Here is a 26,205-nt window from a genome sequence, read left to right on the forward strand (position 1 = left end):
ACCTTTCTTGTCGACGAGCACGAAGAAAACTTCGCCGCCCAAGTCTACGTCCCGCATCCCCGCGCGGGCGAGAGGGTGAACTAACATCGTGTGCATCATGAGCACGCAGGTCAGCACCACCGATTCCGACACACAGCCCCACCGCCGCATTCCCGCGGCGGCATTCATCGTGGGCTTCGGTGCGTTACTGATCGTCTGTCTCATGCTCGCCATCGGCGTGGTCAATTACGAGTCCTCTGCCGAGGAGCGCGCGGCGAGTTCCTCAGCGACGATGACAGGTACGACCACATCATCGTCAACTAGCGAGACCCCTACAGTGACCACGGTGACCGAATCGGACGGCCAGACCAGCGTGTCCCGCCCGCCGAAGCCGGCTCCGCCAGAGACGAGTGAGGACCAGGTGAGGGCGTCGATACGCACGCACTTCATTGCTGACGCGAAGACAGCGCGCACGTACACAGGTGTCGCGGTTGTGGGCGGAATTACGGATGAGGCATTGAATGACCTGCCGGAATTCACGGGGCACGTCAGCCGTCTCCTCGAGCAGAATTGCGTGGACTCGATGGCGCTGACCACACCCGATAACGTTCGGGTGACGTTCAACGGGTTCTGCTACACCACCATGCCGGACGAAACGATCCAGCGGATGCTCACCGTGGCTCTCGACGGAAAAGCGGATTCCATCGACTTTGCCAATAATCCCGGCTACGGCAATTCCAATTACGTGTCCATGACGTGGTACGTCTCCGGCGAGAAAGAAGCCGAGCGCATTGGCAAAACCTGGCATGAAGTGCGCCGCCCCCGCGCCGTGGAACAGATCCGCTTCTACACCTACTCGCCGGAGAAGGTCCACCGCCTTGTCAAGGAACGCGGTAGAGCGGACGCGTGGTGGGAGGCCGACGTCTCATAAGCAGAAGCTTATCGACGTTTCACTGCCGCCCTACCAGGTTTGCCCCACCCAATCGACCCCCGGGACAACGCGGTCGACGACTTTCATGACTTGATCGTAATTGGAGTAGGACATCATCTTCGAAGCGGATCCTTCTGTATCGCACGGCTCATTCGCGCGGCCGGCTTCGGTACCGGAAACAACCCCGATGATGCTGGCGCGCCCGCCAATGAGGTAGAAAACAGGTCCGCCAGAATCGCCCGGCAGCGCGCAGACGTGGGCGATGTCGCCGTAGGTCTCCCGTTCGTTGCCAGCGTCGGTGCGGATGATCTGCGTGCGCCCGGACGCCTCAAAATCACCGCACGTGAAACCCGTGGTGGCCCCGGTCTTACAGATTTTCTCCCCCGAAGAGATATTCCCGGAGTAGAGGGCGGTCTCAATCGGCTTACCCACGAGGGCCATGTAGCGTTCCGTGTCGGTGATCTCGATGATACCCACATCGACATCGCCGATCTCCCCCACATTCTCGCTGTACAGCCCCGAATATATGAACCGGCCAACCTCGACTGAATAGTCGGCGGCTGTCTCCGCGTAGGTCGGCCACACCAAGTCGCCTTCCTTGCCGCAGTGTCCGGCGGTGACGGCGTAGTTGCGCCCCTCAGGACCGCGGAAACTGAACGCGACCGTGCATGACTGAGCCGTGAAGGATTCTCCCGGCTGAGGGTAGTGGTCCGTCGACTGGATCTTCGTGCCCGGTGCCCACAAGGCGAACTGTGGTGCAGCGACCCTGAAGCCCAGCGAAGCCTCACCCGGCGTGTCCGCCGGCGGTTCACCGGGACGCTGCACCTGTTCGCGCTCGTGGCGCTCCTCCGCCGTGGGCGTCGGTTTCTGGGCGGTGGTGATGCCCAACCACGCCACCGACGCCACCACGAAAGTGGTAATGACTACCAGCGCTGCCCACAGCGTCGCTCCAGCTGCAGACTCCCGGCGGCTGTCCGCCACCGGCTCCGGCTCCAGGCCGTAGTAGGGGTACGTGACATCGGGTGCGGCGTGTTTAGGTGTGCTGCTCTCCTGGGGCCCGGGATCCGGCATCCGCGGTGTCTGCGGCCTGTGCGGCTTGTGAGTCATCCGTGTCCTTCGATTCCTTCTCGCCCTTTTCCCCGATGTCCTTGATCAGGTTCATGTCGCGGAGGAACTTCTCCGGGTCGAACTCGGTGTAGCGCTCGGGTCCTGCGAACTGTTCCTGGGCCATAGTCGTCTACGCCTCCCTGACTTCCCTGCTTATTCTGGCTACTCTGCTTTCTCCGCCTGTTCAGCTTGCTCGGCAATGAACTGCTTCACGGCTTCGGCGTCGTTCGGCATGTCCACAACGTGGCGGTCGGCATCCATGATGTGGGCGAAACGCTCCGGCACCTCCGGCTCCTGGCCGATGGCCTCGACGATGGTTTCGGAGAATTTCACCGGCAGCGCAGTCTCCAGCACCACGATCGGGGTATTCACCTGATCGGCCAGACCCCGTGCGACGAAGACGCCGTCGGCAGTGTGGGGGTCGATCAGGACGTTGTGGTCGGAGTGAGTGCTCTTGATCGTCGATACGCGGTCGGCGTGTGTCGAGGTGCCCGAAAGGAACCCATAGCGGGTGCGGATCTCCTCCATGATGTGATCCTCGAGCTCGAAGCCGCTTTCTTTCGCCTTGACCCCGAAGAGCTCGGCCGTCTCGCGTGCGTCGCGCTCGATGACGTCGAAGATGAAGCGCTCGAAGTTCGACGCGCGGGAAATATCCATCGACGGCGAGGAGGTGGCCTGCGTCTCCGCCGCGGAACGCGGGCGGTACTGCCCGGTGGTGAAGAACTCGTGGAGCACGTCGTTCTCATTCGTGGCCACGATCAGTTTGTCCACGGGCAGACCCATCTGCTTGACGATGTGTCCGGCGCAGATATCCCCGAAATTGCCGGTGGGCACGGAGAAAGAAACCTGCTCGTCGTTGCTCTCCGTCACCTTGATGTAGGTGGAGATGTAGTACACGGTCTGCGCAAGCAGGCGCGCCCAGTTGATCGAGTTGACCGCGCCGATGTGGTGCTTCGATTTGAAGGCGGCGTCCGAGTTGACCTCTTTGACCACGTCCTGGCAGTCGTCGAAAACGCCGTCGAGCGCGATGTTGAAGATATTCGGCTCGTCCAGACCGAACATCTGGGCCTGCTGGAACGGAGTCATGCGACCGGCGGGCGTGAGCATGAACACGTTGATGTTGTCGCGGCCGCGCATGGCGTACTCGGCGGAGGAGCCGGTGTCGCCCGACGTTGCGCCGAGAATATTCAGCGTCTCTTCGCGGCGGGCCAGCTCGAACTCGAAGAGCTCGCCGAGCAGCTGCATTGCCATGTCCTTGAACGCTGCGGTCGGCCCCTCCGACAGGTGCGCGAGGAAAAGGCCATCCTCGAGTTTGGTAACCGGGACGATCTCTTCGTCCGCGAAGACCGGCGTGCGGTACGCGTTGGCGGTCAGCTCCTCAATCTTCGCGGGCGGGATGTCGCTCACAAACAGCTTGACCACTTCGGCGGCCAACGCCGGGTAACCGCCGTCCGCGAGCACACCACGCCATTGCGTCAGGCGTTCGTCCGTGATCCGGGGGTAGGCCACAGGCACGTACAAACCTCCGTCCGGTGCGAGCCCGGACAGCAGGATGTCGGTGAACTTGAACGGGGCGGCTGACGCATCGCGCGTTGAGATGTAATCCACCCGCATCAGTCTACGTGTTCCGGCTCACCCAGTTGGCTGATGGGGGGTATAGGGCCGCGCGCGTGTTCAGCGGCTGTGCGCGCCCGGCGGATCCTGCCGACCGGTGAGGATGTCCATGATTCCGCGCACCGCGTTCTCGCCCAGCGAGGGCACCAGCCGGTCCTCAAAACTTGAGAGGCCGGAGAGGCCGCTCCCTGCGGTATCGCGTGGTGCCCGGCGCGTCGCGGCCACGGACGGGGCGGCCACCGCGAGCGTGAGCGTGGATCCGTCGAGCTGAAGAGCGGAAGAGCTGTCCACGCCAGCGGCTCGGGCAGCATCGACTAGTGCGACGAGGTCCCCGTACGTAGCATCTTGCAGGTCAATCGACAGATTCAAAGCCATGCGCGCCAGCATAGTTCCAGGAGGCCTCGGCGGCCGGGGGCTTCGGGTCAGTCGTCGTATTCGAAGGACGGCTCCTCACCCCAGAACACCTCCTCGACCACCCGGTGCGCCCGGCGCGTGACCTTGAGGTAGCGGTCCAAGTATGCCTGCGCATCGTGCGGGTCGTACCCGGCGGCACCGGCGACCTGGTTGAGCTGAGTACCCGGCCCGGGCAACTGGTCGGTGCGTTTTCCGGTGACCAGGACTAGTGCGTTGCGTGCGGAGGTGGCCAGCAACCACGCTTTGGTGAGCGTGCGGGCCTGGGAGCTCTCCATGATGGCACTTGCCTGGTCGGTGATAAGGAAATCGAGTACCTCGAGCGTAGAGGTGTTGTGCAGCTCCACGTACTCGTGGGCGTGCATCATCGTGATCAGCTGCACCGTCCACTCGATGTCGCTGAGTGCCCCGCGCCCCAGCTTGGTGTGGGTGGCGCGGTCGGCGCCGCGGGGCAAACGCTCGTTGTCCACGCGGGCCTTGATCCTCCGGATCTCGCGTATATCGGCCTCGCTCGCTCCACCTTTCGGGTACCGGAATGGGTCGATCGCCTCGAGGAAAGCGTTACCCACCTCCCGGTCGCCGGCCACATAGGTGGCGCGCAGCAGCGCCTGCTTCTCCCACACTGCGCCCCATTCTTTGTAATAGCGCTCGTAGGAGGCGATGGTCCGCACGACGGGACCCGAACGTCCCTCGGGCCGCAACCCCAGATCGACTTCCAGGGGCGGGTCGCCGGAAGGCTTGGACAGGCGTTTGCGCATTTGATCGACGATCTTCGTCGCCCATGCGAGGGCCTCGCTCTCCTCGATGCCTTCTGCGGGTTCCGCCACGACGACGACATCCGCATCGGAGCCGTAGCCGAGTTCCTGTCCGCCGAGCCGCCCCATACCGATCACGGCGATGCGGGCAAGCGGTTCTTCCACACCGCGGGCGAGCAGGTCTGCACGCACCTCAGCCCGCAAACCGGCTTCGAGCACGGCATCCCACACCCATGAGAGTTGCACGCACACTTCGCGCACGTCCATGAAGCCGAGCAAGTCCGCCGACGCGATGCGCGCCAGCTCCGCGCGCCTCAGAGAGCGTGCGACGTTGACGGCTTTGCCAGGGTCATCGTGGCGCTTCGTCGCGGCCACAAGCGCTTTGTAGACGCGGTCGGGGGCGGTATCCAGAAGTTTCGGCTGGGACGCGCCGTCGCCCAGCTGCTTGACCACGTCGGGCGCTGAAATGATCAGATTCGCCGCGTACGGCGAGGTGCCCAGGATGTGCATGAGGCGCTCGCCGACAACGCCTTCGTCGCGGAGCATGCGCAAAAACCACGCCTTATCCACGGCGGCCTCAGACAGCTTGCGGTAGTTGAGCAGGCCGGCATCCGGGTCGGCGGTCTCCCCCAGCCACGCCATGAGGGTGGGCAGCAGGATCTGCTGCAGTCTCGCTTTGCGTGACGTCCCCCTCGCCAGCGCGGACAGGTGCTCGTACGCGCGGTCCGGGTGGGTGTACCCGAGCGCTTTCAAGCGGGTCTTTGCAGCATCGGCACCCAGCTGCGCCTCGCCCACGCTCATTTCCGCGATCGAGTTCAGCAGCGGGCGGTAGAACAGGCGCGAGTGGAGGTCTGTGATCTTCTTGCGCTCTTTCTTCAGGCGCAGATCCAGCTCGTCCACCGCCGATCTCTTCGGCGAGGAGATGAAGCCGGAGGTCAAGGCGAGCCAGCGGCGGTTTTCTGTGTCATCGTCGGCAGGCAGCGTGTGGGTGCGCTTGAAGCGGTGCAGCTGGAGGCGGTGCTCCAGCAGGCGCAGGAATTCGTAGGCCTCGACGAGATCGGCGGCGTCCTCGCGGCCGATATAGCCGCCGGCGGAGAGTGCCTCGATGGATTCGACGGTGTTCTGCGTCTGCACCGAGTCGTCGATACGCCCGTGGACCAGCTGGAGGAGCTGAACGGCAAATTCGGCGTCGCGCAGCCCGCCGGTGCCCAGCTTCAGTTCGCGCGAGCGCATGTCTTCGGGCACGTTCGACAGCACGCGGCGCCGCATCGCTTGGACATCATCGACGAAGGAGTCGCGTTGGGAGGACTCCCACACCATTGGCCGCAACCTGTCGTAATAGGCCTGGCCCAGCTCCATGTTGCCGGTCATCGGGCGCGCCTTGAGCAGTGCTTGGAATTCCCAGGTCTCCGCCCAGCGCTTGTAGTACGCCTCGTGAGAATCGAGGGTGCGCACCAAGGCGCCCGACTTGCCCTCGGGGCGCAGGTTCGGATCGACGTCGAAGAACGCGGAATTTCCCACCGAGGTCATCTCGCTCGCCACACGCGTCGCCCGGGCATCAGCGGGCTCGGCGACGAAGATGACGTCCACGTCCGAGATGTAGTTGAGCTCCCGCGCGCCGCATTTGCCCATGGCGATCACGGCGAGCTTTCCGTCGTATTCCTCGTCGCCGTAGACAGAGCGCACCGCGACAGCGAGAGCGGCTGTCAGCGCCGCGTCCGCGATCGTGGTGAGCAGCTCCGTCACCTCGTTGTAGCTCAGCTCGTCCTGCTCGGCACCGTACCCTTTGAACGCGGAATACGTGCCCGCCAGATCCGCCGCCGCGACACGCATCACCAGCGTGCGGTACGCATCTTTGAGCGCGCGCTTCGCGTCAGGCCCGGATTGCGCCGCACGGTAGGTGCCCGGCCCCGCCATGCTTATCGACGCAGTCGGGTCCCCCTCAACCGGTTCCGCCCCCACCGCACCCAACATGGCCTGGAAGATCTCCTCCGAGCTGGGCAGCGGCTGCGCCAGCAGTTTCCACTCCTCCGGGTGAGCCACCAAGTGGTCGCCTAAGGCTGTGGAGCCGCCCAAAAGGGCGAAGAGGCGGACGCGGAGCACTTCGTCGCTGATAAGCTCCTGGAGCAAGTCGCCGTACGAATCTTCGAGCGCTTCCGCGAGACGGAAACTCGTGTTGAGGGTGAGGTCCGGGTTGCCCGAGCCTCCGAGCGTGTACAGGATGTCGTTGTCGCTCCAGCCGATTTTCTCCAGGTCCTCGGCGGCGTGCGCCCCTGTTAGCGCGAGCTGGGCAGGTGACGGTGAGCTGCTGCGGGCCATGCTTCCTTCCTACCTGCTTCCTACAGGTTCAAGTTGTTGGCCAATTCCCACGGGGTGATCTGGTCCTCGTAGGCGTGCCACTCGTCCCACTTGGAGCGCAGGAAGAATTCGAAGACTTGCTCGCCGAGCACCTCGGCCATGAACTCGGACTTCTCCAGCACACGCAGCGCCTCGTCGAGCGAGCCCGGCAAGTCCTTGTACCCCATTGCGCGGCGCTCCCGGCGGGTGAGTGAGAAGACGTCGTCGACCGCGGGTTCGCCGAGCTCCATGCCTTCTTCGATGCCGTGCAGCCCTGCCGCGAAAATAGCGGCATACGCCAGGTAGGGGTTCGCCGCAGAATCGATCGTGCGCACCTCCACGCGGCGCGACACCGACTTGTGCAGGCGGTACGTGGGCACACGCACCATGGCGGACCGGTTGGACACACCCCACGTCGCCGCCGTCGGCGCCTCCGAGCCGAACTGGAGGCGCTTATACGAATTCACCCACTGGTTCGTCACCGCGGAGATCTCCCCCGCATGCTCGATCACCCCGGCGATGAACTGACGCGCTGTCTTGGACAGCGAATACTCGTCATCCGGGTCGTGGAAGGCATTGTCCTCCCCCTCGAACAGGGAAAAGTGCGTGTGCATCGCCGAACCGTTGTGCTCACGGAAAGGCTTGGGCATGAAGGTGGCCAACACACCGTTATTTTCCGCGACCGTCTTGACCACGTAGCGGAACGCAATGACGTTGTCCGCCATGGTCAACGCGTCCGTGTGGCGCAGGTCGATCTCCTGCTGCCCCGGCGAACCCTCGTGGTGCGAGAACTCCGTGACAATGCCCATGTACTCCAGGGCGGAGACCGCCTGCCGGCGAAAGCGCGGCGCCTGGTTCTGCTTGGCTTGGTCGAAGTACCCGCCGTCATCTACAGGTTTCGGCTCATCACCTTTGAGCACGTAGAACTCGATCTCGGGGCTAGCCACGCACTCGAAGCCCGCGTCCGCCGCCTTGTTCAGCTGGCGGCGGAGCACCTGGCGCGGATCCGCGTACAGCGGGTTGCCGTCCGGCATCGAGATATCGCAGAACATCCGCGCCGTCTGCAACCCGTCCTCCACGTCGAACGGCAGCGGCTGGTACGTCGACGGGTCCGGCAGCAGCAGCGTGTCGGATTCGGACACGCGGGAGAACCCCTCGATGGAGGAGCCGTCGAAACCCACGCCCTCGGCGAAGGCTGTCTCCAGCTCCGCCGGGGACATCATCACTGTTTTCAGCTCCCCGAACAGGTCCGTGAACCAGAGGCGGATGAAGCGGATGTCCCGCTCCTCGACATCGCGCAGAACGTTTTCTTGTTGGCTGTTCATGCCCTCAAGACTAGTGAGCATGCCAGCCCCGTAAGGCCGCATCACCGTCAGATCCCGTTAGGTAAACTGGGGGTGAACAAGCACGACGTGTGCACTATCTCAACGCAAGAAAGCCAGATCCAATGAGCAACCAAACGTTTATCGAGGTCGAGGCTAAATTCGCCGTCGACGACAGCATCGCGGTCCCCGATCTGACCACCCTGTCCGCCGTGGAGTCCGCAGGCGAGACCGCGCATCACAGCTTGTCCGCGATCTACTACGACACCGCGGACCTGCGCCTGACCCGTGCGAAGGTCACGCTGCGTCGCCGCACCGGCGGCAAGGACGACGGCTGGCACATCAAGCTGCCGGGCTCAACCGGCCGCACGGAGCTCCACGCCGAGCTCAGCGACCCGTCCACGCCGCCCGACGAGCTTCTCGACGCCGTCCGTGCCATCATCCGCCGCGAGCCCCTCTCCCCCATCGCGCAGGTGGACAACAACCGCGCCGAGACCCCACTGCTGGACGCGGAGGGCAGGCAGGTTGCCGAGTTCTGCGACGACCACGTCACCGCGTGGTCCCTTCTGCCCGGCGGCCAGCAGACCTCTTGGCGCGAGTGGGAAGTCGAACTCGCTGGTGAGTTGGCTGATTCCGTCGACGGCGCCGCCCTGTTGCACGAGGCCACCTCACTGCTGATCAACCGCGGCGCCCGCAAGTCCGCTTCTTCCTCCAAGCTAGCCACCGCACTTGGCGATTCCGCGGCGGCAGCACCGCTCCCGCCGTACATGAGCACCGACGGCCTCGACGAGGACTCACCCGCCAAGGCTGTCGTCGACTCCCTGCGCGTTCAGCGTGACCGCCTCGTCGAATGGGACCCGAAGGTCCGCAACGACGAGTGGGATTCCGTCCACCAAATGCGCGTGGCCACACGTGAGCTGCGCAGCCTGCTGGAGACCTTCGAGGGCATCCTCGCTGGCGACCAGCTCACCCACCTCGAAAGCGAGCTGAAGGAACTCGCCGCGCTGCTGGGCACCGCCCGCGATGCCGAGGTCGTCGAGGAGCGCTTCGTCGGCCTGCTCGATTCCGACACCACCGGCATGATCGATGGCCCCGCCACCGAGCACATCCGCGGCGACATGCGCCGCGAGTACGAGCGCGCCCACCGCCGCATCGTGCGCACGCTCGATTCACAGCGCTACTTCACGCTTCTCGACGACATCGATGCCCTCCTAGCCAACCCTCCTCTCGCCTCCGACACTCCCGCCGGCACGACTGACACGCAAAGCGACGGCACCGAAGCGGGAGCCACGGATGCCGCCACCGAGACCGGGGCCCCGGAGGCTGTGCCTGAATCCCGCTCCTCCGAAGAGATCCTCTACGAGCACCTCGAGCGCGGCTACAAGAAACTGAAGAAGCGCGCCAAGCTGGCAGAGGAACATTACCCAGACACCTCGCTGCCGCTGCACCAGCGCGAGGAGTACGTTCACGACGTCCGCAAGGCCGCCAAGAAGCTGCGCTACTCCGCCAACGCCGCAAAGGACAGCGGCCTGAAGGCAGGCAAGCTGTCGAAGGCGTGCAAGGAGCTGCAGGAGATTTTGGGTGACTACCAGGACGCTGTGACATCCCGCGACCGCATCGAGAAGCTGGCCGAGGGCGCCCGCCAGCGCGGCGAGGACACTTTCCCGTACGGCATGCTCTACCAGCGCGAAATGACCCGCGGCGACAAGGCCCTCGAGGACTACCCGAAGGCCGTCAAGGAGGTAAAGAAGGCGTTCAAGAAGGTGGAGCCGAAAAAGAAATAGCACCCGCAACCCTCACAGGGTGTGCGCGGGCGCAGGAAGAGCTCGCACAAATAAGCTCGAGGACTGAGCTTGGGAGTTACTTCTCCCAGGAGGCCGGCTGACCCCAGTTGTCGTCGGCCTCGTCTTGCGCCTCGGCGACCTTGTTGCGCTGCTGCGCGGTCTCAAGAGCCCGCTCCGCGTCCTCGCGGGTATCGTACGGCCCCATGCGATCGTCCCAGGAGCCTTCCTTGCCCTGGGAGACTTCGTGAGTGGTGGGGTTGAAGTAGAACTTCTCGTCGCTCATGGTCTGATCCTTTCAGTGTGGCGGGAAAGAGTGCTCCCAAACAGGCTACCTGCGCGCGGTTGGTACTGTTATGGGGTAAATCCGCCCGCCCGAACAGCCCCGAAAGGACAGTGCACTCCCCCATGGCAGTGTGGACCGCACCCGAGACTCCCGCGTCCGACCGCGTCGCCCAGGCTCACCGCAGCCGCACGGGCACCGACTCGGTCCACGTCGCGGACGCACCGGGCACCTTCGTCGTTGCTGGGGAGAATTCTGACCACTTCGGCGGGATCACCATTGTCGGGCTGACTGGCCTGCGCGCAGCCGCAGCTGTCAGTCCCCGAGACGACAGCACTATCTCCGTTCACTGCGAATTCGCGGGAGCGACCGCCGACGAGACCGCCGACTGCGCACACATTGCCGCCCTCGCCGAGCAGGGCGGCACAGAAATTGGCGCGGAAGCTGCCGCAGGCGCAGAAACTGGCGCGAACAGTGCGGAGCGCACGCTGGCAGAGCGGTTCGGGGGGCTGGTGCACACGCTCGTCGGCAGGCAAATGCTCTCGCGCGATACCGCCGGCATGGACATCACGGTCGTGTCTGATATCCCGCTCGGGGCGGGGCTCGGGGCGCTGCACGCCGCTGATGCGGCGCTCGCGCTGGCGCTGCTCGGAGGCGATGACGAGATCGACGCGGCGCCGCTTCGTACCCGTCTGGCGGACATCGCTTCCCAGTCCGCGCGGGTCTTTTCCCATCTGCCTGCCCTGCGGGCCCGCCACTCGGCGGCGCTGCGCGGCCGCGAAGGTTCCGTGTCGGTTATCGACTATGCGGATGAATCCCTCACCCAAACCCCTCACCCGGCGAAGGCGGGGGTGCGCATTCTGTCTGTTGCGCCGTCCCACGGAGCACCGTTCGCCGATGAAAGCCGAGCGGTAGAACGCGGGCGTCAGTTCATCGACGATGCCTGTGCCAATTTCGGTGTCTCTTCCCTACGCCAGCTTCCCAACGCCGCCGACCGCGTCGTGGAGTGGGTCGACGCCCGCCACCACGTGTACGGCACCGACTCCGCCCCGACGCTGGAGACCGCCCGCGCCTGGGTCGACTTCGGCGAGGCCGAGACCGAGCTCTCCGCGTCTGCCGCAAAGGCTCTACGATCCATGCGTGACGACGATTTCTTCCGCGTCATCGGCGAGCCCGAGCACACCCCAGGCCTACCCGTTCCGGACCAGCTAATCCAGCTGCTGCAGCTGCGCGGGGCCCGCGCTGCCCGGCCGGCGGCCGCGGGCATGTCCCAGGCCGCGCTAGCATACATCCCCGATGCCATGGCCGACAACGCCATCGCGGACCTCTCGGCCGATGGTTTCGCCGTCGTGGAGGTCACGCTCGGCGCGCCCGCGCGCGTGACCAGCTAGCGAAAGCCAGCTAGACCGAAGCCTCCAGCTAGTCCGCAGGCCACGCGAAGAGCACTTCGCGCTTCTCCACGTCCGCCCGCACCAGCGACATCACCACTTCAGTCGCTTCCTCAGGGTGGCCGGCGCACTGCGCCAGAACCGGCGGGTCGGCGATGAAGACGCGTGCGGTGTCGTACTCTTCGTCGGTGCGCAGGACCATCCCGGTGAAGTTCTGCCCCACCCACGGCTGCAGGACGGTGGCCTCGGTGAGTTTGAGGCAGGCCCGGTCAACGGTGTTGGCAAGCTGGGACGTGCGCCCCATAGTCTTGATCACGCGCGGGATGTCCTCGTGGACCCAGCTGGGGATCTCCGTGCCGGCGCACAACGCCAGGCACACCTCCGTGGCGTAGCGGTCCACAAGCCGGCGCAGCGGCGCGGTGACGTGCGAGTAGTAGCCGCCGATACCGGCGTGCACCTCTGGCTCGTCGTTTGCCAGCGATACATAGCCAGCCCCGCGCAGCAGCTTCTGCGCCTCGCGCATGACGGCCATCCCGCGCGGGGTGTCGGGATCCACCGACTGTAGGAATTCTCCGATGTCCTCGCCGTCGGGCAGATCGAAGCCCAGCGCGCGGGCCTCGCACCGGAAGGTCGCCTCAGCCTCGTCACCTGCTGGGCGCAGAGTGCGCAGGATCCCCACGCCGGCCTCCTCCATCATGTTCCCCGCCGCCATCCCGGTCAGCAGGGAGATCTCAGAGTTGTAGTCCATCATCTTCTGGCGGGGCTCGATGAAGAGTTCAAAGCGGCCGTCGTCAAGCTCGACGACGTGCACCGACGGAACGCGCAAGTTGATCGCGTGCCGGCGTAACGACGACGCCGCGCGCAGCTCCCCCACCTCAGGCAGCAGCGCGATCGACGGGTGCAGGCGACCCGCGTCCATGTCGGCCTGCACGCCGTCGTAATCGAGCCGCGCGACGGAGCGCACCACCGCACGCTCCACGTTGGCGCTGGTCAATTCGCCTACGGAGTCGAGCTCAAAGGTCCACAAGACAGCGGGTTTGTCCGTATCCGGCAGAAGCGACGCCGAGCCTTCCGACAGCTCCTCCGGGTGCAACCGCGCCGGTCCATCCGGCAGGTAGATCGTCTGGCCGCGGTTCAGCGACTCTTCGTGCAGTCCCGATCCCGGCTCGATGAACGCCGCGACATCCGCGATCGCGTAGAAGACCCGGTACCCGGCGCCGTTAGCTTCGATCGCGACCGCCTGGTCCAGGTCCATCGAACCGGCGGGGTCGATGGTGACAAACTCGACGTCGCGCGCGTCCCGCCGCTGGTCGGCGTACCTATCGCGGGCGTTCGCCGCCTCCAAGTGCAGCTCGGGCGGGAAATCCGTGGGCACGTCGTACTCATCGGCGATCGCGCGGAAATCAAGCGGTGCGGCGTAGAGCTTCATGGGGGCCAATTGTGGCAGAAACTGGGCGAGTGAGTCGGCCTATGAGCCGGATTCTGTTCCCTTCCCCAAACGGGTCCAGGCGGCGATCATCCATCTAGGACGCCGATTGCCCGGCGCCTCAAGCAGCTACCTTCGAACTGGGCGGGCAGCCTCGTAGCGTCCGACGATCCCTGCGCAGGCGACAGGGATTCTTGCCTTGCTCCCGGTGGGGTTTACCTGGCCGGCTGTGTCGCCACATCCGCCGGTGCGCTCTTACCGCACCCTTTCACCCTCACCCGGTTTCCCGGGCGGTCTACTTTCTGTTGCACTTTCCCGCGGGTCGCCCCGGGTTGCCGTTAACAACCACCGTGCCCTGTGGAGTCCGGACTTTCCTCGACCCCTGCCAGCCCACATGCGTGGCGGTACAGGCCGCCGCGATCACCCGGCCGACTCACTCGCAGCGAGTAACTGTACTCCCCCAGGGGCTTTCAGCGGAAGTGGGCGACGTCGTTGACGCAGCGGACTACACCATGCTCGCCGTAGAACTCGACCACGTTTATCGACGCCAAGTCCAAGAACACATGCTTGAACGTGTCCGGCCCCGATTCGAGCGCCTGGCGGATCACCGATTTGATCGGCGTCATGTGCGTGACCACCAGCACGGTCTGTCCTTCATGTGCCTCTTGCACCTTCAACCGGGCGCGGGTGATTCGCCGGTGCGCGCTGCTCAGGCTCTCGCCTCGCGGGGGCGCCACCGACGCACGCGCCTCCCAGTCTCCGAACTCCTCCGGGTATTTCTCTTTCGCCTCGTCGCGGGTGAGCCCCTCGAATGCGCCAAAGTCCATCTCGCGGAACCCGTCGACCGTCTCGATCTCCGCAGCATCGATGCCTAGCGCCTCCGCGCATGCCCGCGCGGTCTGCTGCGCGCGCTGCGCCGGTGAAGCGACGATCGCATCGATCGTGCCGAACCGCGCGACCGCACTCGCAACCGCCGCAGCCTGCTTCTCCCCCAGCTCCGTTAGCGCTGGATCGGACGAACCGCTGTACCTCTTCTGCGCCGAATGTTTCGTCTGTCCGTGCCGCACCAGGACGAACCGCGTGCGCGGCGCATCGTGCCCCTGCCAGTGGGCGGGGCTGCCCGTCTTGTGGGCCTCCGAGTTCTCTTTGCGCGAGTCGGTGGCGCTGGAGGGGGCAGGAGGCGTCGATAAGCTGGCGCTGTCCACAATGCCCGGCTTCGCGCCCTTCGCAGCGGCATCCATGGCCACGTTGGACAGCTCGTCGGCCTTCTTGTTCTTCGCGCGCGGCACCCACGAGTACGTGACGGCGCTGAACCCGGCGGCGAGATCGCGCGCGTCCAGCGCCAACTTCTTCATGTCCGGGTGCTTGATCTTCCAGCGCCCCGACATCTGCTCGACGACGAGCTTGGAATCCATGTAGACATCGACCTTGCTCGCACCGAGATCCCGCGCCGCCTCAAGCCCGCGCAGCAGACCGTGGTACTCGGCGACGTTATTCGATGACTTCTGGCCCACGACGTACGCGATCTCTGCGAGCGTCGTTCCGTCCTCGCCGTAGACAACGCTGCCGGATCCCGCGACCCCCGGGTTCCCCCTCGAGCCGCCGTCGGTATAAACCGTGACCTTCACGCGCGCCTACCCCGTGACCCGCACGAGCAGCGCGCCGCAATTCGGACAGGTGGGCAGCTCGTCGGCGGGGACGGCCATGACTTCTGCGCGCTCGGCTGGGGGCAGCTGCAGGAAACAGGAGCCGCAGGTGCGGCCGTTGAAGCGGGCGGCGCCGACCGTCGCATAAGCGCCGAGGACACTCGCCGGCAGCTCAGCGCGCAACGCGTCAGTGTCCACGTCCTCCTTCGCCGGTGCGGCGTCTGCGGCGCGACGGGCGGCCTCGATCTTGCGGTCCAGCTCGTCGAGCTTCGCGCCGTGCACATCGCGGTTATTGCGCAGGGCTTTGACCTCGCCGTGGGCTTCCTTGAGCTCGTACAACAGGTCCGCAATGCGGGACTTCGCGGCGTACCGGTCGTGCTCGAGGTCCTTGCGGCGCTCCGGGTCAGTCTCAGCGGTGAGCTGGCGCTTGTCGTCCAGCTCGCGCTTTTTCAGCTTCCGCTCGTCCTCCTGAATGCGAAGGATCTCCGCCTCCAAGTCGTCGACGGCGAGCTGCGCGGCCGCAGCGGCGTTGGCAAGTTCCGGCCGCTGCGCCTCGAGCTTCTCCAGCTCCTGCTGCTCGGGGGACGCGGGTGCGTCGTGAGCCTGACTGTGCTCCGCCTCCGCGAGCGCCAGCAGCGTGCGTTGCTTATCGGGTTCCAGTTCCACGTCAGCCTTCTTTCTGGGTAGTTCTGCGTAGTTTAAGAAATCTCGGTTCAAGGGGTCTCGGATTAATCGGTCCCGGCCACGGATCGCGGATGCGCGGACACCGTCCACGGGTCGGTGCGCACGGAGATGATGCCGGTGGACACCTCGGGGCACGCCTTGGCGACGATCTCGCTGGCCTGCTGCGTCCACGGGAATTCGCTGGCCCAGTGCGCGGTGTCGATCACTGCGGGGCCGCCCGCGCGCAGATGCTCGTCGACGGGGTGGTGGCGCAGGTCGGAAGTGACGTACACGTCCACTCCGAGGCCGCGCACGGCATCCAGGAAGCTGTCGCCCGAGCCGGAGGACACCGCGACCTTCTGCACCATCTGATCCGGGTCGCCGGCGGCGCGGACTCCCCACGCGGTCTCCGGCAGTGCGTCGGCGACCTGCTGGGTGAAATCGCGCAACGTCATCGGCTCCGGGAGCTCGCCGACCCGCCCTAGACCGGTGGCGCGGGACATAACCCCAGTTGGTGCGAGCTGCACCACGTCGAACGCCGGCTCCTCGTACGGGTGCACCTCGCGCAACACCTCGGTCAGGCGCGAGCGCAACCGGGACGGTGCGATGAACTGCACCCGGGTCTCCGGTGCGGAGTAGTGGGAGCCGACTTCGCCGTCAGTGGGGTTCGCGCCGGGCTGCGGGGTGAAGCCGCCGCGGCCGTCCCAGGTGAAGGAGCACTCGGAGTAGTCGCCGATGGAGCCGGCGCCGGCAGCAAAGAGGGCGTCGGTGACGTGGGCGACGTCGGCGGGCGGGATGTGCACACCCCACAGGTCGCGGCCGTCTGGGTCGACCACCTTGATCGGGCGGCCGGGCGTGATGCCAACGAGTTCGGCGAGCTTGTCTGACACCCCCGGGCGCGCGGAGTCGGCGTTGGTGTGCGCCGCGAACAGGGCGCAGCCGCCAGTCACGAGGGTGTGGATGACCTTGCCTTTCGGAGTGTCAGCGGCCACGGAGGTCACGCCGCGCATGAGCAGCGGGTGATGCACGACGAGCATGTCGGCGCCTAGTTTCACCGCCTGCTCCGCGACCGCCTGGGTGCAGTCGAGGGCGAACGCCACACGCGACACGTCAGCGGCGGGGTCGCCGCAGATCAGGCCGACGGCATCCCAGCTTTCGGCGAGCCGCGGCGGGTACGCGGCGTCGAGCGCCGCGACGACATCAGCAACAGTCGTTGTCATGTTGTCCCAGTCTAGGTCGATTGTCAGCGCGGCAACGCACTGCCATGCTGGGGTGCGTGATCACACTGCTTCTCGACGTTGACGGCACACTCATCGACTCCTTCCCCGGCATTCGCGACGGTTTCCTCCACGCGCTCGACACGGTGGACTGGGAGCACCCGTCCGATGAGTTCATCGCGCGTATCCCGGGCCCGCCGATGGAGGAGACGCTGGCCAACTTGGGCATGGACGACGCGACGCGGGAGCGCGCTTTCGCCGCCTACATGGACTTCACGCACGCCGGCGGCTGGCAGCGCGCGTCCGCATTCCCGGGGATGCGCGACCTGCTCGCGTCCTGGAAGGAGGAGGGGTTCCGGGTGGTCACGGCGACGTCGAAAGGCGAAGGCTTCGCGCGCGCCGTCTTGGAGCGGGAAGGCATGCTTGAACACATCGACTTCCTCGGCGCGGCGCAGGAGGACGGTCCGCGGCGCAGCAAGGCCGACGTGATCGCGCATGTGCTGGATAATGTGGACATCGGCCGCGGGCTCATGATCGGCGACCGCCTCCACGACATCGAGGGGGCCGCGCACTTCGGCTTCCCCGCGGTCGCCGTCGCCTGGGGATACGGCACCCAGGAAGAATGGGACCGCGCGTGGGCCACCGCGCACACCCCGGCTGAGCTCGACAAAATAGTCACCGTTTTCAAGGAGGACCAGTGATCCGAATCGACTTCGTGTGCACCGGCAACATCTGCCGCTCGCCGATGGCGGAAACGATCGTGCGCCAGAAGCTTATCGACGCCGGGTTGGCCCCCCTTGTCCGCGTCACCTCCTCCGGCATCGGCGGCTGGCACGTGGGCAACCCCGCCGACGAACGCGCCTTGGCAGAACTGTCCGCCCACGGCTACGACGGTTCCGCCCACCGCGCCCAACAGTTCGGCGGCGAGCAGATGAATGCCGACCTCATCGTCGCACTTGCCACCCGCCACGTTTCCGAGCTCGTCGCCCAGGGCGTACCCGAAGAGAAGATCCGCCTGTTGCGCTCCTTCGACCCGTCCGCACCGGAGAACGCAAGCGTCGAGGACCCCTACTACGGCGGCCCCGAAGGTTTCACCGTCACCCGCGAACAAATCGAAGCAGCCGCTGACGGCATTCTGGATTGGGTGCGCGCCCAGGTAGACTAACCGGCGTGACCGCGCCGAAAACGAAGCCCATCTGGAGGACCTTTCTCACTCCCGGATGGGTACTCGCAGCCGTTTTCGCAGTGCTGTTCTCGTGGTTCGCCATCACGTGGCTGTCCCCCTGGCAGCTCGGAAAAGACCACGACATCAAGGAGCGCAACGAGCGGATCGAGAAGGCGTTCGAGGGGGACCCGGTGGACGCCGATAAGCTGCTTGCTTCGAACTCGTACGAGGAATGGACGCGCGTGACCATGACCGGGCACTACCTCCCCGACGACGAACTACTGCTGCGTTTGCGGCCCGTCGAAGGTGCGCCCGCCTTCCAGTCGCTTGTGCCGTTTCAGCTCGATAGCGGCGCAACAATCCTGATCAACCGAGGATGGGTGCCCGCCACCGACGGCGGCACCACCGTTCCCGAACTCGCCCCCGCACCCAGCGACCCCGTGACGTTGCTCGCCATGATCCACCTCAGCGACACCTCTACTTTGGAGCCCATCGACGACCAGGGCTACACCATGGTCCAGACCATCAACACCGGACAAGCCGCCGCTCTGACCGGAACCGACCTGGCCGACCCGTACGCGCAACTGCTCGCGGACCAACCCGGAGTGCTCAACCCCATTCCCCTGCCCGTCCTCGACCGGGGCAACCACCTCTCCTACGGCCTCCAATGGATCGCCTTCGGCATCATGGCACCCGCGGGACTCGCATACTTCATCTACTCCGAAGTCCGCGAACGCCGCCGGTACGCCACCGAACAACAGGAAATGGCTGAACTTGTCGCCTCCGGCGCCCATGCGTCGCCCGACGCTCCTGATACTTGTGGTGATCCTGCTGACCCTGCAGGCCCTTCTACTTCCGCGGCCGCCGGGAACGCCACAAAACCCACCACCTCTAACCGCGCTCCCACCCGCGCCCGCTACGGACACGCACGCTCCAACCCATGGGCCACCAAACCCGACGAAGAACGGTTCTAACAGCTCCTCCCACACCCCCACCCGGCCCCCGCTATACAGCTTTTGTTCCCCTGCGACGGCCCGTGCTAGCATTTCCCCACGCGCGCCGTTAGCTCAGCTGGAAGAGCAACTGGTTTACACCCAGTAGGTCGGCGGTTCGAGCCCGTCATGGCGCACCACAACAGAACGCTCATCCACCTGACAACGGTCAAAGTGCTGGGCGTTTTCTTATGCGCCCGCGTTCTTTTGCGCACCTTTCGCCGTCCGCCCCCTGTGTCCGCCTACGGATTTTCCAGCCCACGGATTGCTCGCCAGCCGACCAAAAAGCCCGATCGATCAACAAACGGGGGTAGCAGAGCATCCTCACTGCAGGATCGTGTTGAATCTCACAAAGGGAGAGAGGGAAGCGTGAGGCATCAATAAGCATGACGTTCTGGGAGGGGTGAGTGAGCGCTGGTTGCGATACGTTGAGCGAGACAAGCGGAAGAGCGTTATTTCTTTGCGCCGGCGCTGCGGAGGCACGAACCCTGCCAGTCACCGAGACGGTCGGCCTTGGTCTGAACAAGGCCTGCAAGCTGGGCAGATTCGGAAATATCGCCGGGGTGGACCTCCCCGGCCTGGTTTGCGCCGGGGGTCAACAGCCAGATGCGACCGGAGTCGGAAAGATTGCGCGTGGCATCAACGAGTGCGTCCACCAAGTCCTCGTCATCAGCGCGGTGCCAGAGGAGGACGACGTCGCAGAGCTCATCTGTATCGTCGTCAAGCAGCGCTTCCCCGATCGCATCCTCGATGGACTCCGAAATCGATGCGTCGCAGTCATCGTCCCAACCGAGCTCCTGGACAACCTCGCCACTCGAAATACCGAGCTTATCCACGTAGTTGGCGGCACCAGTGGCGCTCACTATCTCCACTTCCTCCTTGAATCACGAACACGGATACAGCCAGGATACAACCACACTTCCCCCCATGGGCGACAGTTCGAAAAAGTACGTATCCTTGGACCCTGTAGGCACCGGCCAACCCGCGTTGGATGCGGTTAGACAAAACCCCCCTTGACGTGCGGAAAAGCTGGTGGAAACACACCACGATATCGGAGGATGGTCTTGTCTGACCCCGAAAACCTGAACGATTCGAACGTCCCTCTCATCCGTGACGGCGTCGCGTCCTACCTGCACGACCCGGACCCGGAAGAGACCAAGGAGTGGATGGACTCTTTGGACGGGCTGCTCGAAGCCTCTGACGCGGAGCGCGCCCGCTATCTGATGCTGCGCCTGCTGGAGCGCGCCTCGGCTCAGCGCGTGCCGCTGCCTTCGTTGACGTCGACCGACTTTGTCAACACCATCCCGACCAAGCTCGAGCCGGACTTCCCCGGCGACGAGGCAATGGAAAAGCGCTACCGCCGCTGGATCCGCTGGAACGCCGCCATCATGGTGCACCGCGCTCAGCGCCCCGGCATTAAGGTCGGCGGTCACATCTCCACCTACGCCTCCGCCGCAGCGCTCTACGAGGTCGGTTTCAACCATTTTTTCCACGGCAAGGACGCGCCACAACGTGGCGACCAGATCTTCATGCAGGGCCACGCATCGCCGGGTATGTACGCCCGCGCCTTCCTCGAAGGCCGCTTGACCGAAGAGCAGATGGACGGTTTCCGCCAGCAGCACTCCCGCCCAGGAGTGGGCATGCCGTCCTACCCGCACCCGCACGACATGCCGGAGTTCTGGGAATTCCCGACCGTGTCCATGGGTCTCGGCCCGATGAACGCGATCTACCAGGCACGCTTCAACAAGTACCTGCAGCACCGCGGAATCAAGGACACCGACCAGCAGCACGTCTGGGCGTTCCTCGGTGACGGCGAGATGGACGAGCCGGAATCCCGCGGCCTGCTCCAAATGGCCAGCCTGTACGAGCTAGACAACCTGACCTTCGTGATCAACTGCAACCTGCAGCGTCTCGACGGCCCGGTGCGCGGCAACGGCCAGATCGTCCAAGAGCTGGAGTCCTTCTTTATTGGTGCCGGCTGGAACGTCATCAAGGTTGTCTGGGGCCGAGAGTGGGACGAGCTGCTCGAAAAGGATGAGGACGGCGCTCTCGTCCACATCATGAACACCACCAAGGACGGCGACTACCAGACCTTCAAAGCTAACGACGGCGCGTACGTCCGTGAGCACTTCTTCGGCCGCGACGAGCGCACCAAGAAGCTCGTGGAGGACATGACGGACGAGGAGATCTGGAACCTGCGCCGCGGCGGCCACGACTACCGCAAGGTCTACGCCGCATACAAGAAGGCTCTGGAAACCAAGAACGGCAAGCCGACCGTCATCCTCGCGCACACCATCAAGGGCTACGGCCTGGGCCACAGCTTCGAGGGCCGCAACGCCACCCACCAGATGAAGAGCCTCACCATCGACGACCTGAAGCTCTTCCGCGACAAGCAGGAAATCCCGATCTCTGACGAAGAGCTGGAGAAGGATCCGTACCTGCCGCCGTACTACAACCCGGGCCCTGAGTCCGAGGAAATCAAGTACATGCTCGAGCGCCGCAAGGAACTTGGCGGCTACCTGCCGGAGCGCCGCGAGGACTACACGCCTCTCGAGGTGCCCGACCTAGACAAGACGTACAAGGTCCTGTTCAAGGACTCCGGCAAGCAGAAGGTCGCCACAACGATGGCGCTTGTCCGCACCTTCAAGGCGCTCATGCGCGACAAGGAGATCGGCAAGCGAGTCGTCCCGATCATCCCGGACGAGGCCCGCACCTTTGGTCTGGACTCCTGGTTCCCGACCCTGAAGATCTACAACCCGAAGGGCCAGAACTACGTCCCGGTCGACCACGACCTGCAGCTCTCCTACCGCGAGTCTCCGGAGGGGCAGATCCTGCACGAGGGCATCAACGAGGACGGGTCGTCGGCAAGCTTCATCGCCGCCGCAACAAGCTATGCGACGCACGGTGAACCCATGATCCCGATGTACATCTTCTACTCGATGTTCGGTTTCCAGCGCTGCGGCGACAACTTCTGGGCAGCTGGCGACCAGATGGGCCGCGGCTTCATCGTCGGTGCTACCGCCGGCCGCACCACCCTGTTCGGTGAGGGCCTGCAGCACATGGACGGCCACTCCCCCGTCTTGGCCTCCACTAACCCGTCGATCGTCGCGTACGACCCCGCGTTCGCTTACGAGATGCCGTACCTGATCAACCGTGGTATCGAGCGCATGTACGGCCCGGACGGCGGCGAGAACGTCATGTACTACCTCACCGTGTACAACGAGCCGATCCACCAGCCGGCTCGCCCCGACGACCTCGACGTCGAAGGCCTGCACAAGGGCATCTACCTCTACGACCGCGGCGAGGACAAGGAGAACACCGTGTCCCTCCTCGCCTCCGGCGTGGCCATGCCGTGGGCACTCCGCGCACAGCAGATCCTCCAGGACGACTACAACGTCGGCGCAGCCGTCTACTCCGTCACCTCCTGGACCGAGCTGGCCCGCGACGGTGCAGCCCGCAACAAGGCACGCATCCTCAACCCGTCCGAGGACCCGGGCGAGGCATTCGCCACGACGCAGCTCAAGCAGACCGAAGGCCCGTACATTGCGACGAGCGACTTCACCACCGAGCTGCAGGAGATGATCCGCCCCTACGTCCCGGGCCGCTACACCGTCCTCGGTGCCGACGGCTTCGGCTTCTCCGACACCCGCGAGGCCGCACGCCGCTACTACAACATCGACGCCGAGTCCATGGTCGTCGCAGCGCTCACCGCGCTTGCCGACGAAGGCAAGATCGACATCTCCGTCGCCGCCCAAGCCGCCAAGGACCTCAAGGTCGACGACCCGACCGCCGCTGAGCCTGTTCACTCCGGCTCCGACGACGGCGACGAGAACGCGATGGGCTAAGCCCGCCCGCATTTTCGCCTGATCTGCTCCCTGCCCATTGTGGTGGGGAGCTTTTCAGTTTTAAAGGAGGCCCTTACACTGTGCGCATCGCACACATCGGGGGCATCTTTTCCGGTCTTGCCGCTACTTCTGGCTCACCACCGTAAGTTAATGATGCTCGCGGTGTGGCTCATATTGTTGGTAGGTTAGCCATTCATTTCAACAAGCACCTTCGCAGCTAGGATTCCCTCCCTCGTCGAGAAGCCAGCCGCGAGGGTGCATTCGTAACTGCGCTCTTAGAATGGGTTCATGGAACTTTCGCAACGCCTCGACCTGGCCAAGCTCGGCTTGGACCCCGATCTTGTCCCCGACGAATCCTTCGACGGCCTGCCCAACAACGTGGACGCAACCTCCGGCGGCTCCAGAGGCAGCGCTGACGGAGCCGGTAGTTCGGCAGGAGGCGATACGCTCGCTCAGCTGGCGGGTCTACTCGCACGGGTCGACGCGATCGAGGACGCGAACGATGTCGATCCGAGTGACACCTTCGACAGTCTCGGCGTCGATTCCCTCACTCGCATCGAGCTCGCGGTCCGCGCTGAAGAGCACTTCGGGGTACGCGTGGACGAAGAAAACCTCGACCCGTCGACGACCTTGGGCGACATGGCCCAATTCTTCGCCGAGAGAACTAGAGAAGCCGCGGGCTAATCGGCGAGAAATGCGAGCACTCAGCTGAGAAAGCGGCTGCTAATAGGCAGAAGAGGCACGACCACGCTCGGCCTTGGCGACGTACGCGTCGAACCGGAAGGTCTGGGCTAGCTCGGCGAGAGCGCTGTGAAAAGTCGCTAACTCCGCGGCAGGTGCCTCGATGACTTCACGGCAGCTGACGGTCCCGGCGCGGGAGGGCTCCTTGCGCCAGCGCGTGAACCACGGCGTGTCCCACACACTCACCAGTGAGGGAGCCGCAACGGGCTCACTCAGGTGCTCGTGCATCAGTCCTTCCACGCGGAGGCGGAGATGACGCGGCATTGAGGAGATGGCTAAGACACAGCGGATGCGCGAGGGATCGTTGGCGGCGGCACTTGAGGAAGCGACTGTGCTCACATCACTGGCGGTACCAGATGCAGCGAAGGCACTGACATCAGTGGAGTTGGATGCCGCAGACATGGCGGACAAAGTCGTGGTCATGGCGGGAAGCGGTCCTTTCGTTGTAAACGCACTCCGCGGCTGGCCTGAATTGGCTTGGCCGCGCGGGGTGCGCCAGACGAGGTTCGTCTTCCCCAACGCCCTCATTTGTCTCGTGGCAATTGTTGCTTCGCTTGAATCACAGGGGCAACCCTCGACAAGTACTTGATCCCCCCGTTCTTTCAAGAACCGATTGAGGGTTCGTCACGTGAATACTGCAGTTGGCTGGAGATTACTTGGACCGGGCGGGGTGAGCTGGGCCAGTGCGGCAAGCGGCTCGGGCGGAAGGGGCGGAGCAAGAGCTACCGCTACACCTCTTCGCGGCGGGCCCATCCCCCTTCGGATTCATCGCCGTCGGGGTGGACGTAGACGCGGTAAAGAGCACCGAGGAATTCCTCGGGGGTGGCGGGCTTGAGTTCGGGGCCGGGACCGCGCAGGGGGCTGGCACCGCCACGGAGGGCATGGCGGACTTCACCCTTGGTGGGCATCATGCCGTCGTCGGCGAGGGGGTCTTCGGCGGGGTGGGAGGACTTGGTGTGGCGCCAACGTCGAAAAGCGGCGGGCTCGAGTTTGGCCAGCCGCGTGAGCGCGTAGCGGGCCCAGGTGTTCATGGGGGCGCTATCCATGGTGACGGGGACGTACCAGCCGGCCCAGTAGGCGGCGGTGCCGAGGACGAAGGCAACGAGCGGCGCGGAGGCGAGCGCGGCGGTGGGGAACCCGGTGTTGTAGAGGACCATGGCGGTGATGGAGCCGGCGATGGCGGGGACGACGTACATTTGCTGGTCGTTGAGGATGCGGGGGATGCGCCCGATGAGGACTTCGCGGATGACCATGCCGCCGGTGGCGGTGAGGATGCCCATGAGGATGCAGCCGGGCCAGGCGACACCGGCGCCAATGGCGGTGACGGTGCCGGTGGTGCACCAGACGCCGAGAATGATCATGTCGCCGTGGAAGCGTGCGAGTTCCCAGAAGTAGCCCTGGAGGTTGGCGAAGAAGGCGACGGCGGCACCGAGGACGGCGACGGAGATGTACCAGGGGTCCACGAGCGCGGCGACAGGGGTATTCCCGATGAGGGCATCGCGCATCATGCCGCCGGCCATGCCGGAGATAATGGCGATGAGTATGAAACCGACGGCGTCGAATTTCATGCGCCGCGCGACGGTGCCGCCGATGATGGCGTTGAGGAACACCCCGATCAGGTCGAGGATGGCGATTGCTTGGCCTACTGCGTTGTCGATTCCACCGAAATACACGCAAGTATCGTAGCTAAGCCAGTTCGCTGAAGATGCGGGTATTGGAGTCGTGCCAAAGCGGTTTGGCCCAGTCACCGAATTGGCGGTCGGTGAGCGCGACCATGGCGGTGCCTGCGGCGGGCGAGTCGGACCAGGTGGGGATGAGCCACAGGTATGTGCCGGCCATGCCGAAGTGGCCGACGGTGTCGGCGGGCATCCCGTCGCCAGTCCAATGGGGGTCTTTGCTGCCCTTGATTTCGAAACCGAGGCCCCAGTGGCACGGTTTCTGCATTCCGTAGCCGGGCACGATGCCGCGCAGATCGCCGAATTGATTGGTGAACGCCCGGCGGACGGTGGTTTCCGCGAGCAGCGTGGGTGCGAGAAGTTCGCGCGCAAAAGAGAGCAGATTATCGACGTTCGACCTTCCCCCATGCCCCGCCGAACCGTAGATCTCGGTCGAGCTCATGCCGAGGGGCTCGAAGACTCCCTGGGCGGCGTAGTCGGTGAATGTCATGCCGGTTTCGTTTTCCAGGCGCTCGGCGAGGATCTCGTAACCGGCAGACGAATAGATGCGGCGCTCCCCCGCGGGCTTCTGCGGCTCTCGGGTGTCGAATCCCACGCCGGAGGCGTGCGCCAGCAGATGCTTTACGGTGGACCCTTCCGGCCCGCAGGGGGTGTCCAGCTCGAAGACGCCTTCCTCCACCGCCATGAGGAAAGCGTAGGCGGACAAGAGCTTGGTCACGCTGGCGAGCTCGAAGACATGCTTCTGATCTCCGAACGTGTCGGTCTCATCGGCTGAGCCGGGGGCGATCAGCGCGGCGGCGACGGTGTCGGCGGGCCAGTTTTCAAGGTGCGGGGCGAGTTCCATGCCCGTCAGCCTAGCGCGGTAGCGACTAAAGCTGAGGGAGGTGCTACAGCAAAGGAAACCGAAAACGAGAAGGTCAGGGCTG

The 26,205-nt window shown here is 64.8% G+C and carries 23 protein-coding genes, 1 tRNA gene and 1 other RNA gene; 9 read left to right on the forward strand and 16 right to left on the reverse strand.

The features are described from left to right. Positions 1 to 97: 97 nt before the first annotated feature. A complete protein-coding gene (locus QYQ98_RS03125) occupies positions 98 to 910 on the forward strand; it encodes a hypothetical protein (protein WP_302007310.1) in 813 nt (270 codons plus the stop codon). A 30-nt stretch (positions 911 to 940) separates the two neighbouring features. Here the strand turns inward: QYQ98_RS03125 and QYQ98_RS03130 are convergent, their stop codons facing one another. The 6 genes from QYQ98_RS03130 to QYQ98_RS03155 form a co-directional block, all read right to left on the reverse strand. After that, entirely contained in the window at positions 941 to 1,981 is a 1,041-nt protein-coding gene (locus QYQ98_RS03130; protein ID WP_302007311.1) for a S1 family peptidase, read from the reverse strand. Then, positions 1,944 to 2,141 carry a hypothetical protein gene (locus QYQ98_RS03135; protein WP_302007312.1) on the reverse strand — a complete coding sequence of 66 codons (198 nt, stop codon included), beginning with the start codon at positions 2,139 to 2,141 and terminating at the stop codon, positions 1,944 to 1,946. Before QYQ98_RS03135 ends, QYQ98_RS03130 begins: the two co-directional genes overlap by 38 nt. 38 nt (positions 2,142 to 2,179) lie before the next feature. Then, a complete protein-coding gene (thrC, locus tag QYQ98_RS03140; RefSeq protein ID WP_302007313.1) occupies positions 2,180 to 3,625 on the reverse strand; it encodes a threonine synthase in 1,446 nt (481 codons plus the stop codon). A 66-nt stretch (positions 3,626 to 3,691) separates the two neighbouring features. Continuing rightward, on the reverse strand, positions 3,692 to 4,006 hold the full coding sequence (locus QYQ98_RS03145) for a hypothetical protein (RefSeq protein WP_302007314.1): 315 nt from the start codon (positions 4,004 to 4,006) through the stop codon (positions 3,692 to 3,694). Between the two features lie 47 nt (positions 4,007 to 4,053). Continuing rightward, positions 4,054 to 7,116, reverse strand: a complete 3,063-nt coding sequence (locus QYQ98_RS03150; RefSeq protein ID WP_302007315.1) for a bifunctional [glutamine synthetase] adenylyltransferase/[glutamine synthetase]-adenylyl-L-tyrosine phosphorylase — start codon at positions 7,114 to 7,116, stop codon at positions 4,054 to 4,056. A gap of 20 nt (positions 7,117 to 7,136) precedes the next feature. Then, positions 7,137 to 8,459: a glutamine synthetase family protein gene (locus tag QYQ98_RS03155; RefSeq protein WP_302007316.1), complete on the reverse strand. Its 1,323-nt coding sequence runs from the start codon at positions 8,457 to 8,459 to the stop codon at positions 7,137 to 7,139. A 122-nt stretch (positions 8,460 to 8,581) separates the two neighbouring features. Between QYQ98_RS03155 and QYQ98_RS03160 the strand changes: the two genes are divergently transcribed. Next, positions 8,582 to 10,240 (forward strand): CYTH and CHAD domain-containing protein, encoded by a 1,659-nt coding sequence (locus tag QYQ98_RS03160; RefSeq protein ID WP_302007317.1) that lies wholly within the window; start codon positions 8,582 to 8,584, stop codon positions 10,238 to 10,240. A gap of 76 nt (positions 10,241 to 10,316) precedes the next feature. Here QYQ98_RS03160 and QYQ98_RS03165 read toward each other — a convergent pair whose 3' ends face one another. Next, a complete protein-coding gene (locus QYQ98_RS03165; RefSeq protein WP_302007318.1) occupies positions 10,317 to 10,523 on the reverse strand; it encodes a hypothetical protein in 207 nt (68 codons plus the stop codon). Between the two features lie 122 nt (positions 10,524 to 10,645). Here QYQ98_RS03165 and QYQ98_RS03170 point away from each other — a divergent pair, with 122 nt between their 5' ends. Beyond that, positions 10,646 to 11,911 (forward strand): galactokinase, encoded by a 1,266-nt coding sequence (locus QYQ98_RS03170; protein WP_302007319.1) that lies wholly within the window; start codon positions 10,646 to 10,648, stop codon positions 11,909 to 11,911. A gap of 28 nt (positions 11,912 to 11,939) precedes the next feature. On the opposite strand, the gene QYQ98_RS03175 is transcribed toward QYQ98_RS03170, so the two are convergent. The 5 genes from QYQ98_RS03175 to QYQ98_RS03195 form a co-directional block, all read right to left on the reverse strand. After that, positions 11,940 to 13,337, reverse strand: coding sequence for an RNB domain-containing ribonuclease (locus QYQ98_RS03175; RefSeq protein WP_302007320.1), 1,398 nt, complete (start codon positions 13,335 to 13,337; stop codon positions 11,940 to 11,942). Positions 13,338 to 13,363: 26 nt separating this feature from the next. After that, an RNA gene (rnpB, locus tag QYQ98_RS03180) (RNase P RNA component class A) lies at positions 13,364 to 13,770 on the reverse strand. A 34-nt stretch (positions 13,771 to 13,804) separates the two neighbouring features. Continuing rightward, positions 13,805 to 14,962 (reverse strand): bifunctional RNase H/acid phosphatase, encoded by a 1,158-nt coding sequence (locus QYQ98_RS03185; RefSeq protein WP_302007321.1) that lies wholly within the window; start codon positions 14,960 to 14,962, stop codon positions 13,805 to 13,807. 6 nt (positions 14,963 to 14,968) lie between these two features. Then, positions 14,969 to 15,646, reverse strand: a complete 678-nt coding sequence (locus QYQ98_RS03190) for a zinc ribbon domain-containing protein (protein WP_302007322.1) — start codon at positions 15,644 to 15,646, stop codon at positions 14,969 to 14,971. Positions 15,647 to 15,708: 62 nt separating this feature from the next. Continuing rightward, positions 15,709 to 16,863, reverse strand: coding sequence for a Nif3-like dinuclear metal center hexameric protein (locus QYQ98_RS03195; RefSeq protein WP_302007323.1), 1,155 nt, complete (start codon positions 16,861 to 16,863; stop codon positions 15,709 to 15,711). Positions 16,864 to 16,919: 56 nt separating this feature from the next. On the opposite strand from QYQ98_RS03195, the gene QYQ98_RS03200 reads away from it, so the two are divergent. The 4 genes from QYQ98_RS03200 (at position 16,920) to QYQ98_RS03215 (ending at position 19,157) form a co-directional block, all read left to right on the forward strand. Beyond that, on the forward strand, positions 16,920 to 17,561 hold the full coding sequence (locus QYQ98_RS03200; protein ID WP_302007324.1) for an HAD-IA family hydrolase: 642 nt from the start codon (positions 16,920 to 16,922) through the stop codon (positions 17,559 to 17,561). Then, positions 17,558 to 18,025 (forward strand): low molecular weight protein-tyrosine-phosphatase, encoded by a 468-nt coding sequence (locus tag QYQ98_RS03205; RefSeq protein ID WP_302007325.1) that lies wholly within the window; start codon positions 17,558 to 17,560, stop codon positions 18,023 to 18,025. The genes QYQ98_RS03200 and QYQ98_RS03205 overlap by 4 nt, the downstream gene beginning before the upstream one ends. A 5-nt stretch (positions 18,026 to 18,030) precedes the next feature. Further along, entirely contained in the window at positions 18,031 to 18,999 is a 969-nt protein-coding gene (locus QYQ98_RS03210; RefSeq protein WP_302007326.1) for an SURF1 family protein, read from the forward strand. 82 nt (positions 19,000 to 19,081) lie between these two features. Further along, a tRNA-Val gene (locus QYQ98_RS03215) sits at positions 19,082 to 19,157 on the forward strand. A gap of 312 nt (positions 19,158 to 19,469) precedes the next feature. On the opposite strand, the gene QYQ98_RS03220 is transcribed toward QYQ98_RS03215, so the two are convergent. Then, positions 19,470 to 19,880 carry a DUF3052 domain-containing protein gene (locus QYQ98_RS03220; protein WP_302007327.1) on the reverse strand — a complete coding sequence of 137 codons (411 nt, stop codon included), beginning with the start codon at positions 19,878 to 19,880 and terminating at the stop codon, positions 19,470 to 19,472. Positions 19,881 to 20,075: 195 nt separating this feature from the next. On the opposite strand from QYQ98_RS03220, the gene aceE reads away from it, so the two are divergent. After that, the gene (gene aceE / locus QYQ98_RS03225; protein WP_302007328.1) at positions 20,076 to 22,862 is read left to right on the forward strand and encodes a pyruvate dehydrogenase (acetyl-transferring), homodimeric type; all 2,787 of its coding nucleotides are present in this window, start codon (positions 20,076 to 20,078) and stop codon (positions 22,860 to 22,862) included. Positions 22,863 to 23,150: 288 nt separating this feature from the next. Further along, positions 23,151 to 23,546 carry an acyl carrier protein gene (locus tag QYQ98_RS03230; RefSeq protein WP_302007329.1) on the forward strand — a complete coding sequence of 132 codons (396 nt, stop codon included), beginning with the start codon at positions 23,151 to 23,153 and terminating at the stop codon, positions 23,544 to 23,546. Positions 23,547 to 23,585: 39 nt separating this feature from the next. Here the strand turns inward: QYQ98_RS03230 and QYQ98_RS03235 are convergent, their stop codons facing one another. The 3 genes from QYQ98_RS03235 to QYQ98_RS03245 all read right to left on the reverse strand — a co-directional run bounded on the left by QYQ98_RS03235 (position 23,586) and on the right by QYQ98_RS03245 (position 26,123). Further along, positions 23,586 to 24,026 (reverse strand): hypothetical protein, encoded by a 441-nt coding sequence (locus QYQ98_RS03235; RefSeq protein ID WP_302007330.1) that lies wholly within the window; start codon positions 24,024 to 24,026, stop codon positions 23,586 to 23,588. 305 nt (positions 24,027 to 24,331) lie between these two features. After that, complete coding sequence (locus QYQ98_RS03240) at positions 24,332 to 25,276, reverse strand: trimeric intracellular cation channel family protein (protein ID WP_302007331.1); 945 nt, start codon at positions 25,274 to 25,276, stop codon at positions 24,332 to 24,334. Positions 25,277 to 25,289: 13 nt separating this feature from the next. Next, entirely contained in the window at positions 25,290 to 26,123 is an 834-nt protein-coding gene (locus QYQ98_RS03245) for a serine hydrolase (RefSeq protein ID WP_302007332.1), read from the reverse strand. Between the last annotated feature and the right edge of the window lie 82 nt (positions 26,124 to 26,205).

This window comes from Corynebacterium sp. P3-F1 (genome assembly GCF_030503635.1).
Taxonomy (GTDB): domain Bacteria; phylum Actinomycetota; class Actinomycetes; order Mycobacteriales; family Mycobacteriaceae; genus Corynebacterium.